This window comes from Pontibacter ummariensis (assembly GCF_900188175.1).
Classification (GTDB): domain Bacteria; phylum Bacteroidota; class Bacteroidia; order Cytophagales; family Hymenobacteraceae; genus Pontibacter; species Pontibacter ummariensis.
In genome coordinates, this window is the sequence record NZ_FZOQ01000011.1 from 32328 (window position 1) to 44657 (window position 12330).

General features: G+C 48.0%; 5 protein-coding genes. 2 read left to right on the forward strand and 3 right to left on the reverse strand.

Annotated elements, in window-relative coordinates; all coding sequences use genetic code 11:
* Positions 1–8: 8 nt before the first annotated feature.
* On the forward strand, positions 9–2315 hold the full coding sequence (locus CHB92_RS12660) for a LamG-like jellyroll fold domain-containing protein (protein WP_144266308.1): 2307 nt from the start codon (positions 9–11) through the stop codon (positions 2313–2315).
* 239 nt (positions 2316–2554) lie between these two features.
* Here CHB92_RS12660 and CHB92_RS12665 read toward each other — a convergent pair whose 3' ends face one another.
* Positions 2555–3400, reverse strand: coding sequence for a hypothetical protein (locus CHB92_RS12665; protein ID WP_089319593.1), 846 nt, complete (start codon positions 3398–3400; stop codon positions 2555–2557).
* Complete coding sequence (locus tag CHB92_RS12670) at positions 3381–4934, reverse strand: MATE family efflux transporter (protein WP_179223034.1); 1554 nt, start codon at positions 4932–4934, stop codon at positions 3381–3383. Before CHB92_RS12670 ends, CHB92_RS12665 begins: the two co-directional genes overlap by 20 nt.
* A 957-nt stretch (positions 4935–5891) precedes the next feature.
* Here CHB92_RS12670 and CHB92_RS12675 point away from each other — a divergent pair.
* On the forward strand, positions 5892–9344 hold the full coding sequence (locus CHB92_RS12675; RefSeq protein ID WP_179223035.1) for a PQQ-dependent sugar dehydrogenase: 3453 nt from the start codon (positions 5892–5894) through the stop codon (positions 9342–9344).
* Positions 9345–9413: 69 nt separating this feature from the next.
* On the opposite strand, the gene CHB92_RS12680 is transcribed toward CHB92_RS12675, so the two are convergent.
* Positions 9414–12275 carry a PA14 domain-containing protein gene (locus tag CHB92_RS12680; protein ID WP_089319595.1) on the reverse strand — a complete coding sequence of 954 codons (2862 nt, stop codon included), beginning with the start codon at positions 12273–12275 and terminating at the stop codon, positions 9414–9416.
* Positions 12276–12330 lie beyond the last annotated feature (55 nt).

Below are 12330 nucleotides of genomic sequence, written 5' to 3' on the forward strand. Positions count from 1 at the left end.
AGCAGCGCATGAGAAAAGAATACCCTCCCTGTTTTGGCGCCCCATTCACGCAGAATCTGATCAGTCTCTTCGGTTTACTGCAGTTCTACAAACTACAGGTGCTCGCCTTTCTTTTTGTCGGTTTGCTGTTCATGAAGCCAGCTGTTGCTTTTGGGGTTAGTGAGTGCCCTCCAGGGCTACAGCACTATTTTGGCTTTGATGAGCCCCAGGACGGGGGGTATGTAGATCTGGTAAGTGGTAACAAAGCTACCTGTACAAGCTGCCCTTCTACAGCGGCCAGCCTCTTTGCGGGGGGGCAACAGTTCAAGGAAAATAAGGTGAACTTCCACGACATCAGCAACTTTAACTGGGGGGTAAACGGGAGCTTTACTATTTCTTTCTGGATGAAGACTACGGCCAAACCCTCTCAGAACATGGTGATTGTCGGGCGGAGCGCAGAGGAGTCCCAAATGATGTGGTGGGCCGGGGTGGACACAGAAGGCTATGCCGTCTTTGAACTATACGATAAAGAACGGAACGGTTTTTTGATGAGACATGAGGGGAAGAAGCTTAATGACGGGAAGTGGCACCACATAGCCGTAGCGCGCGACGACAACATGAAGTTCAACAAACTTTATGTTGATGGCTATGAAGTGGAGGGGTTTGAGTACTTCTACAAAACGGGTTTTGAAAGCAATGCGCTTCTAAATATTGGTTACTTAAGCCGGGATAAAGGGTACTATTATACAGGTCTGCTGGATGAGCTAATGGTGCACAGCCGGGCACTAGAGTATACAGAAGTACTGGAACAGTATAATAACGGAGCTGGTAATTACTGCGGTCCAAAGCAGATAGCGCCCCGAATTGTCTCTGAAGCGAAGACTTTTGGCGTCCAAGGCCAGGGGTATACCTATGCTATAAAAGCCACAGGAAACCCCGCGCCAGGCTTTAAATTGGTTTCCGGACCAGCGGGTATGTCGGTAAGTGCCACAGACGGCACCGTGGAATGGGTACCTGCTTCGGCAGGAAAGTACAAGGTCGTGCTAAGTGCTGAGAACAGCATAGGGAAGGACGAGCAGCAGTTTGAGGTAGAGGTGAAAAAGGGGCTGGATGAGCCAAATGGCATACAACACCATTGGATGCTAAACGAAACCTCTGGTGTAAAGTACAAAGACTTTTATACGCCTTATGAGGCCTTGAGCGCGGAAAACACCAAACCTGCCCCTGTCTTCGGCGTGGTAGGAACAGGCCAGTATTTTGATGGGAAGGATGACGCGGTTGAAGTGAGCAAGAGCGTAAACTTCGACTGGGAGGCCAATGCAAACTTCAGCATAGAGCTGTGGGTAAAAACAACAGCTAGCACCGCAGGCAACAGGGTGTTCATAGGCAGAGACGCAGAGGATTCTTACATGCATTGGTGGGTCGGGGCAGACGAAAAGGGACAAGCAGGCTTTCAACTTCTCAATACTGATTTTGATGGAACGTATGTCGGTAACAGCGGACCAAAACTTAATGATGGCAAATGGCACCAGGTAGTGGCGGTTAGAAACAGTAAGCAACAACTGAATAGCTTGTATGTGGACGGTGCGCTAGTAGCAGAGAAAAGCCACGTTTATAGGAAAGGTTTCTCTACGCTGGCGGCCGTAACCTTTGGGTACATGAAAATAACTGATGGCTATCATTATGAGGGCACGCTAGATGAGGTAAAACTTTTCGGCCGTGCGCTGTCCGCTTCCGAAATTCAGGAGCGTTATTCAAAAGTGTACGGTGCCATCACAGAACTCATAAAGTTTGAGGGACACTACGCCATCAACACAGTCAACCTGGATTGGGAAACTGCTGCGGAATATAACAATGATTATTTTACAGTAGAGCGTGGGGCAAACGGGAAGGATTATACAGAGATCGGCAACGTAAAGGCAGCTGGCACAACAAGTTTCAAGACAGACTATAAGTTCGTAGACGAGCAACCTTTGAACGGCCTGAATTACTATAGGCTGAAGATAGTGAAGAAAGATGGGTTGTTCACGTATTCCCCCACGGTGGTCATCGAGAAAACCGGACCTACTGCTTCCGCATTTTACGTTTACCCGAATCCCACATCGGGGGGAGAAGTAAACATAAAGGTCACAAATTTGACTAAGGATGGAAGCGTGCAGTTCATTTTAACAGACTTATCCGGACGTAAGTTACTGCAGAATATAGTGGTTGCTGATGCAGTCGGGGCAATTCAACTGGTGCTACCAGTCCCCGAGAAGTTGAAGTCTGGCCTCTACCTGCTTTCTGTGGTTACGAATACTAAGACTCTTAGTCGGAAGCTAGTAGTGGTAAGATAGGCGTAATCTAAGCTATAACGAAAAACTAAATCAGGCCAGAAATAGGAGAGGAAATAAGTGAAAGGTGATAAAAGCAAGAAAGCTGAGCTGACGGTTAGGTGAAGGGAGTACCTGTATGTTATTTCGGTTGTGAGTCTTTCCCCTTATAGTATAGGGGGCATCCTAAATGCTTATTTTAGGAAACATTACGTTTATACTGTTAAGAGCGGCAGTTAAGAGACAGGTTGTTTGCTTTAAGCTTAGCGACGAGTAACCCAATAGGTTTGATACAGTAACCGATAAGGTTTTGCAAGAAGATATAGTAAGATGTTTCTTAACAAAGAGCGGTTTTCTCCCCTTGACCCCTCATCAGAAATGCGTGAAGCAATCAAGGCCTGGCCCCTGAAGCGGTCTATTCCACCTTCGAAGTGATTGAACAGAACTTTTAGCCGGTAGACCTTCTGGTATTTGTAAGCGAGCGCTGTAAAGATACTCTGATCGTGCCTGTTTTCTACAAATCGCAAGCTTTCTTTACCTCGCTCTTCATCTGCAACATCCATTACTAATTGCGGGTTACTCACCATTACATCCTGCCATTCCTGCACAAACGCTACCGTTTCTGGAGTTTTCTTAAGTAAGAAAAAGGTGGCCGCTATTTGGTACCTTTTATGCCAGTGCTTGCCAACTCCCGAGAAATGTTCGAAAATGCTTCTTCTGGTATATTCTTCATTCGTGCCGTTTATTAAAAAGACAAGTGCGTTATATTCCTTCAAAAGATCGAAGTATCTGCTCCACTCTTTATCCTTATGAACGGTGCAACCAGAATCAGCATAAACTAAAATATCTCCGTTGTCCATCTCAGCTAATGTTTTAAGCACAATGTTTGGCTTCCATAACCAATAGCCTCCTCCTTTTTTTTGTTTGAAAAGTGGAGAAACTGCTACATCCTCAGATACATCCTCCCTTCCAAAGGTTATAATTCTATCAAAGAGCCCGGTCTCTGCTGCTTGTCTTGCAATTCTTCTTTTGCTCTGTTCATAAATCTTGTCCCCGTACGTTATAAAGAACCGCTTTGTGTGCATAAACTTATTTAATGACTTTATCAACTTTAACTAAACCAACCTTTTGTGATAAGAGCAGAAAGAGATGGTTAAAAGGTTTTCTTTCTTCTTTTCTGAAGCCTACTAAGTAGGTGATTAACAGGAAGGCGATTGAACTAATAAGAATGGTTTCAAACAGACGGATGTACCCCGGGGGCATCATAAACACCGGCACCAGGCTACAAATGAACACAAGTGCAAAAGATATGCTGCATCTTAAACCTACGGTACGGATGTAGTGGTGAATGGACAACTCGCAGTTCTTATTGGCAAAATAGAGGTTAAGCGCAAAAGAACATAGTGAGTAAACAATAAAAACAACGTAAATAGAAGATGGAGGAAGTTCATTTAAGAACAATATATAAGCAACAGGCAAAGGCAAGAGCGTGAGTAAAGAATTATATACTTCGTATTTCCGTATGTTACCTACTGCCGCTATCGTAGTGCTTAAGGTGACGTATAACTGGTCTATCAGAATGCGTACTAAGTACAGCCGACAAAAAATTACGGCAAAAGCAGGAACGTCCTTGAGCCACAGGTCTAAAATAAACGGCATTTCGATTAGTGCGGGAACACAGAAAAACATCCATAAGAAGAAGGAAATCTTGCTTCCCATAGTCGACGCTTTGAGCATGAGTTTTCTGTCTCCTCCACCTTCACTTTTGGCTATAACAGGATTAAGAGCCCTTAGCATAGTAGCAGCAAAAGCGCCCAGTTGCCCACTAACCTGGCTTGCAATTCCCTGCGCTGCGTTAACCACTGTACCAAAAAACATATTCAGCACAACTCCCTGCCCATAGGCTGAGATCATACTAGTTGATGAGCCCATGAAAGACCAGCCTGCGAAGCTTGTCATTTCCTTCATCAGCTTTTTGTCGTAGTTAGCCCGAGGGCTGATCTTGCATTCTGCGTACCTCTTTTGGCAATAGAAGATGCGCAGTAGTAAAAGGAAAATAGACAATGCTGCCATCAACATTCCGTAAACTACAAGTTTGTCAGCATCCGTTTGTACGATGTAGAGAGCAATAGACAGTTTCAACACCGCCTCAATAATACCCAAGATGGCAAAGAGTAACATGTTCTCGTGTGCATTGATAACGGCATCATATGGTACTGAAAAGACAGTAAAGATGGTGCTCACAACCATGAAATGATAGATAAGTTTGGCAGCAGCTAATCTCCCCTCGGGAATTGTTAAAATACCGTTGAAAAAGAAATACCCGGCTACTTCTAACAGGATGACCAGTAGTCCTGCGATGAGGCAATGGAGGACAAGGCTTACATTAAAGATTTTCTTTGACTGGCTCGTGTCTCCGGCTCCCTCAGCATAAGACATAAACCGTTGAGTAGCCCCGGACATCGCAGCATTAAGAAAGCCAAGCATCGCGATAGCGCCACCAACCAGATTGAAAATGCCAAAGTCTTTTGCTCCCAGTGCCTCCAGTATTAAACGGGTAGTGTAGAGCGAAATCAAAACGGTTATCCCCATCCTGGCATAAAGAATACCTGTGTTAATCGCTACTCGTTTTGCTGCCTGCATGCTACTAACGCTATTATTAATAAGGGTTTTAGGAGGTAACGGACTCTCAGTACTTAAATGCTTCTTAAAAGAATAAGCACATGCTGTAGTTTTAGATATTACTGGTATTGATAAACTGAGGATTATTAGGCTTTAAATATCTTTATATAGAAAGTGATCTATACGTTACCTGATTGTTTTTGTTATCTGCCAAAGGTTGCCTCCCCGCAAGATGCTTGTCCCTTTCATTACCTTTCTCTTTTATCGTGTAGCATTTACTGTAAAACTAGTGATAACGTTGTCCAGGTCTCCCCTTTAATTTTGGGTCAGGTCTTTAAAGCTTTGTTTAGAGCGTCTGTGCGAGTCGTCCGCCAGCTATGGTAACATAATGGCTGCCCTATGTTACGAAACACAACGAATGGAAACAAAAGTGTAGCCGAAGGGTCTTGGCTTCTGATGTTTCTTTACTCTTTTTCCGAATGCCCATTTAAGTAACCACGCCAAAATTCTCTGCAACCGGTAATTTCTTCACCACTGTACTTTTAAAATATAGGTAGGCTCCTTGTGGCGGGGTGAAGGGCGTGTTTTGAACTCACTCGTGGTCCATGTTGCTTATGGTTTGGTTATCTCTGTCCAAGTCATTCTGTATCATCGGCGTTTAGCGGTTCTGTTAAACAGACTTAATTGGCTTAGCTGTTGAAAAATCATCCACAAACTGCTTCTAGTACCACAACCCCCTAGCATAAGCTGCGTACTTCCTCTAGTTAATATCTCAATATTCCGTTTTTAGAATTCTCCTTTTTAATTATTCACTGGTCTCCTGGTATTAGGGGATAATGTTTGATTGACAATCATCTGGACATGAATCAAATGTACAAGCATTTTGAGTGTTGCACTCTGCCTCTTTCCCTTGTTTCGTTAATGAGGAAATTTTACCCTAGCCCTCAGAGGAGTCTGTGTAGGATAATTTTTCTGCTGTTGCTTTTATTAATACAATACAAAGCGCAGGCTCAGTTGCCCGCCGGCTTTGCAGAAGAGGAAGTTGAAGGCAAGTGGAACGCTGCCGTTGGGATTACCTTCTCAGATGATGGCCAGAACATGTTTGTGTGGGAGAAAGCCGGTAAGGTATGGGTGGTTGATAACGGCGAGAAAGCGAAGCAGCCATTGATAGATCTAACGGCAGAGGTGGGCGATTGGGGAGACCATGGTCTGCTCGGTTTTGCCCTGGATCCAGCCTTTGGGCGCAACGGCTATGTTTATCTACTCTATGTAGTAGACAGGAATTACCTGATGAATGCTGGCTCCGGTAGCTACGATCCCTCCAAAACAAGTCAAAGAGAAGCTACTATTGGGCGCGTCACACGGTATAAAGTCATTGATCAGAACGGGAACTTAACCGCAGACTTAAATAGCCGCAAGATATTGCTTGGTGAGAGTCCTTCTACAGGTATTCCCATCCTTTACGAATCTCATGGTGTGGGTTCTCTTGTATTTGGTGAAGACGGGTCATTGCTGATTTCTGTGGGTGATGGTGCATCAGCCGGTTGGTCGGATGCAGGTTACCATGAGGATGATCCGAAGGACCAGATTCCGATAGATACTTATATTCCCCAAGCATTAGCAGACGGTATCATCACAGAAAAGCAAAACATAGGGGCATATAGAGCTCAGCAGATTAACTCATTAAACGGAAAGATTTTACGTATCGACCCTGCCACAGGTGACGGATTGCCCTCGAACCCTTTTTATGATGCTTCTAAGCCCCGTGCTGCCTCCTCTAGAGTGTGGGTTTTAGGTCTCCGGAACCCATTCCGCTTTACAGTAAAGCCAGGAACAGGTAGCGCTAACTCTCCAGGTACTCTTTATGTCGGCGATGTGGGTTGGCTGGCTTGGGAAGAGATAAACGTAGCAACCAATGGGGGGGTGAATTTTGGATGGCCCTTTTATGAAGGACTGGAGCAGATGCCCTACTACTTTCACCGCCGTGTGCCTAATGTGGACATTCCTAACCCCTTGTATGGGGAGGGGAACTGCGACGAGGAGTACATCGCTTATAATGACCTGATCATGCAGCCTAGACGTACAGAAGATCCTTACTTTGGGAACTTCTGTAACTGGAATTATACCGTTCCAGAGGGGGTGCCCACTTTTGTACATACCCGGCCTATTTTGGAGTGGGTGAATGCAATACCTAAAGATGGTGTAGAACCTACCCCTATTACAAGAACGGGCACTTTTGAGGGCGAAGAAGCTGCTGTCGTGAAGGTAGGGGACCCAGGGTCACCAGTTTCGGGAGAGCCCTTTTATGGCAGTTCTTCTACGGGCGGTATCTGGTACTTCGGAGATAATTTTCCAGAGCAGTACAGAAACACGTACTTCTTTGGTGATTACGGAGCTGGTTGGATCAAGAACCTTGTGATTGATGAGGCGCATGCGCCAAAGGAGATTAACAGTTTTGTTGATAAAGATGCCCGGGTTACTGCCTTTGCAACTAACCCTGCAACAGGAGAGTTGTATTATGTCAATTATGCTACGCAAATTAAGAAAGTAGCTTACTATGGGGACAATACTCCTCCAAAAGCTGTTGCGGAAGTTGACAAGCTGTATGGAGAAAGCCCTTTAACACTTAACTTCTCTGCAGTCAAATCAACAGATGCAGAAGACGAAAACCTAGCGTATGAATGGAACTTCGGAGATGGATCTAACCCTGTAAATGAGGTAACAGCGCAGCATACTTTTACAGCCACTGGCGTCAAATCTTTTGACGTTGTCTTAACAGTAACAGACTCTGAAGGACTGAGTGATACAGATAAACTGAGTATTACGGTAAACAATACGCCGCCAACTGTAAGTATTGTTAGCCCGTCGGCAGATTCGAAGTACCCCCTTAATGCGATGACCACTTATGAGCTACGGGCTGATGTAACGGACGGGGAGGACGCAGACGAGCAGCTAACGTATGAGTGGCAGGTGGCATTACACCATAATACCCATACGCATCCTGATCCTGTGGATAATGAGCATATAACGAGCGCTACTCTAACGCCTATTGGCTGTGATGGTGAAATCTATTTTTACAGGGTAAACCTGAAGGTAACAGACTCTGGCGGCCTGTCGGCTTCTGACTACGTGGACGTTTATCCAGATTGTAGTAATGGAGTAGTTGCTGCTGTATCTATGGCTAGCCCTGCGAACAATGCAACCTTTGCAGAAGGGGGGGCAGTGGCGCTTTCAGTGCGCTTTGCTGACGAAGCCAGAGCCTGGGAAAAAGTTGAGTATTTTAACGGAACGTCCTTGATAGGCCAATCCACCGCGGCTCCGTTTAGCTACACCTGGGAGAACACGCCTGCCGGTATTTACACTATCACGGCTAAAGCTACTGACCTGGAGGGGCATCATGCAACTTCAGAACCTGTCCGCATTACAGTAGGAGATGGCGGCCTTGTAGAGATGCCTAGTTGCTTGCCAGGCCTGGAGCACTACTTCAGTTTAGATGAGGCAGAAGGGGAGATATTTGATGACTATGCTACAGCGGTTAATGCCTCTTGCGAAAACTGCCCGGAAGCCGTTAACGGGAAGTTTTTGGGTGGGCAGCGATTCCGTAACACAGAAACAGGGATAAACATTACCAATGCCACTAGCTTTAACTGGGGAGCGGACGACAGCTTTAGTATGGGGTTCTGGTTTAAGACCGATGCAACCTCAGCCGAGAATGTTGTTATCGTGGGGCGTGACGCTTCTGCCCAGGGATTAGGCTTGCATTGGTGGATAGGGGTAACCCCACAGGGCAAGGCTGTTTTCATGCTGAAGGATATTACCCACAGTGGCCTACAGCTCGGAGGGGATGAGGGGCCTGTGTTAAATGATGGAAAGTGGCATCACGTACTGGCGGTACGAGACGGAGAGAGCAATATGAACAGGTTCTTTGTGGATGGTGTGCTGCTTGCGGAGGGAGAGTATGACTACGTCAATGGCTTTGAAGGGCAGGCCGCTGTGAACCTAGGCTACCTGGACCGTGCGAACGGCTATCACTTTGCCGGTGACCTGGATGAGTTTAAGGTGTACCGAAGAGCTGTGACGCAGGCTGAAGTGGCAGAGCTGTTTAACGGAGGAAGCGGTACTTATTGTGGCTTGACACCTCTTGGCATAACGGATAACAAGGCTTTTGATGGAACTTTTGAAGTCTTTCCAAACCCCACAACGGGGAAGCAACTACACCTGTTCGTATCAAGGCTTTCTCCGTCTGAGAGCATCAAGCTCACCCTAACAGACATTACCGGAAGGAAGATACTGGAACGACAAACGAGAGCCCGCCCTGACGGATCTGTAAAGTTAACTGTTCATCCGGCAAGGGAGCTCTCTCCAGGTTTGTACAACCTTCTGCTTTTCTCAACTGAGCGCAAGCTCAATCGGAAGGTGGTGATAAAGTAAGTCAGCGCAGAGGTAAAACAAAAAGGGCCCGTAGCATTACGGGCCCTTTTTGTTTTCAGGTGTTAGTTATTACTGCTTCACCACTTTTATACTCTTGCTGTTACCTGCTGTGTCAGTATACTTCAGGATATACAAGCCCGTTGTCAAGTTTACACCGGCCAGGTTTAATACCAGGCTGTTGTTTGTCAGTTCCAGGCTTTCTGCTCGGTAAACTACTTTCCCTGTCTGGTTTAGTAGCACGACTTCCTGTAGCTTCACTTCCTGCTCTCCCATGTTTAGTGTAATCATGTCATGGAAAGGGTTAGGGTAAGCAGTAGCATTCTCAAAGAATGGTACAGACTCTGCTACTTTGCTTACATGCATCGCAGATACAGATTCCATCTGGATTGTGTAAGGCGACAGCCTGTTTCCGGCGATTGGCATTTCCTTGGCGCCGTTTGGCAGCTCCCAGCCCACGGCCAGGTTGTCCCCGCCTCCCTCTTCCTTATGCAGGGCCTCGATGTAGTAGCGCTTGCCTGCCTCCAGCGTGATCTTCACTGACTGCTGGGAAGAGTACTTGTTCCACTCTCTTGGGTTAGTCCACCCGTTCACGTAGGCGATCTTCTTCTTTTGCGCCGGGTCCTCAGAGGTGCTTATGTAAAGCTCTGCGTTGTTGTCGCCGGCGATCCAGAAAGTGTACTGGCCGGACTGCGGAGCGGTTACATAGCCTCTCACACGGTTACCGTAGTTGTCGCCGATGTTGCTTGGCGCCTCGAACAGGGACAGCTCCTTGGTGCTGCTTGGTTTCTGCGTTACTGGAATGGAGCTCGTGCCGCTGCCTGTCAGGTTCGTCCAGTGCTCCAAAATAATCTTACCGGTGGCGTTTACCACTTCTTCTGTAGGAGCAGGCGCTGGCGTTTCAGTGGCAACAGCTGTGCTTCCGAACACAGACAGCCTGTTTCCGGCGATCGGCGTTTCCTTGGCGCCGTTTGGCAGCTCCCAGCCCACGGCCAGGTTGTCCCCGCCTCCCTCTTCCTTATGCAGGGCCTCGATGTAGTAGCGCTTGCCTGCCTCCAGCGTGATCTTCACTGACTGCTGGGAAGAGTACTTGTTCCACTCTCTTGGGTTAGTCCACCCGTTCACGTAGGCGATCTTCTTCTTTTGCGCCGGGTCCTCAGAGGTGCTTATGTAAAGCTCTGCGTTGTTGTCGCCGGCGATCCAGAAAGTGTACTGGCCGGACTGCGGAGCGGTTACATAGCCTCTCACACGGTTACCGTAGTTGTCGCCGATGTTGCTTGGCGCCTCGAACAGGGACAGCTCCTTGGTGCTGCTTGGTTTCTGCGTTACTGGAATGGAGCTCGTGCCGCTGCCTGTCAGGTTCGTCCAGTGCTCCAAAATAATCTTACCAGTTGTGGTGCCGCTTGGGCTTGTCGTCGTAGGGCTAGTCGGTTCAGTAGTGGTAGAAAGGGCAGCGTTTATAGTGATATTTACGGATGAAGACACCTTGGATGCTCCTGCATTATCAAAGGCCTTCGCTGTAAGGCTGTAGCTTCCGGCATTTGCGTTGTTCCATGTATAGCTGTAAGGTGCGCTGGTATCTTCGCCTAATTTTACAGACCCTTGGTAGAACTCCACTTTCGTTACAGAGCCATCACTGTCATTGGCATTTGCCTGGATCACGATAGAGGTGCCTTGTGTGAGCTCTGCATTGGCAACGGGAGAAGCGATAGCTACAGTTGGTGCTTGGTTAGCAGGAGCAGAGGCAGCTGATCCGTCAGGTCCTAGAGTTATTCCATTTTTCTGCAGTTTCTGCACCCACAGGTCGTACTCGCCGGCCTCAGTCTGACGTGTGATGGGGTTGGGCAGGAAGGTGTTGTCGGAGAAGTCGGTGTACTCAGCCACGGAGATGTCGTTCCTGTCGTTGGGCCACCCCCAGGCCACCACGCCTATCACGTTGTTGTCGATGGAGTTGGAGAAGGTGGTGTTCTTCTTGTAGTAGTCGCTGCCCCACATGCCGGAGGTGTACATGTTGTACCTGGAGCCGTCGGGGAAGGTGGCCGCGTTCACGGCCCGGTTGTGGTGGTAGCGGATGTTGTTGCCCCCGGCAATGCCCATCGAGTAGTTGCCCAAGCCCACGAGCTGGTTGTTGTAGGCCTCGATGTAGGCCGGGCAGGTGTTGATGTCCCCGTCGCCGTCGGTGATGATGCCGCCCCCGGAGTAGTCGTTGTGCTTGGCGTTGAGGGGGAAGGCCCCCTGGATGTAGTTGTTGTGGATACGGATGCGGGAGTCTGCCGTTCCGCGGGAGTTGTACATGTTGATGTTGTCCTCCACCCTGGAGTTGTTGGGGTCGTTGATGACCTGGTTCCAGGCGATCTCGGCGTGGCGCAGGGAGCCCCTGAAGTTAAAGCCCACGAAGTTGACGCCGGCGTCCTTTCCGTAGATGCGCCCGTCGATGTTCTTCACTTTGTTGTAGCGGATTTTCACCGTCTCGCGCTCGGTCCCGTCTCCCTCGTAGCGGAGGGCCAGGTTGATGCCGGCAGTGTGCTCCAAGTAGCAGTGCTCGACAACGACGTTCTTGAAGCCGTCGACGGTGAGGAAGCGGCGGGGCTTCTCGTAGTCGCTGTAGGGGGTGGGGGTGATGCCGTAGCCGTTGGTGTGGCGGACGGTGATGTTGGCTGCATAGTACCAGCTCTTGATCAGGTAGCCGGCCCCCCGGATGTTGGAGTACTCGATTATCACAGGCTCGGACGTGCGGATGTCCACGGCCGGCACGTTCGAGTCCTTCGACTCCCAGTTGCCCCGGTAGGTGCCCCCCTTCGTGATCACTATAGGGCCACTGTAGCTCTGGGCGATTGCATTAGAGGAGAGGAACAAGATCAAGACGTAAGCGACAATGTGGGCTAGTAATACTTGTCCAGCCCTCTTGTTTAAGAAAGAGGTTGTTGTGTACATCTTCTTTGGCTAAAAGTTGAAAATTAGAATATTTTGTGATTATACTTTTTGTAAA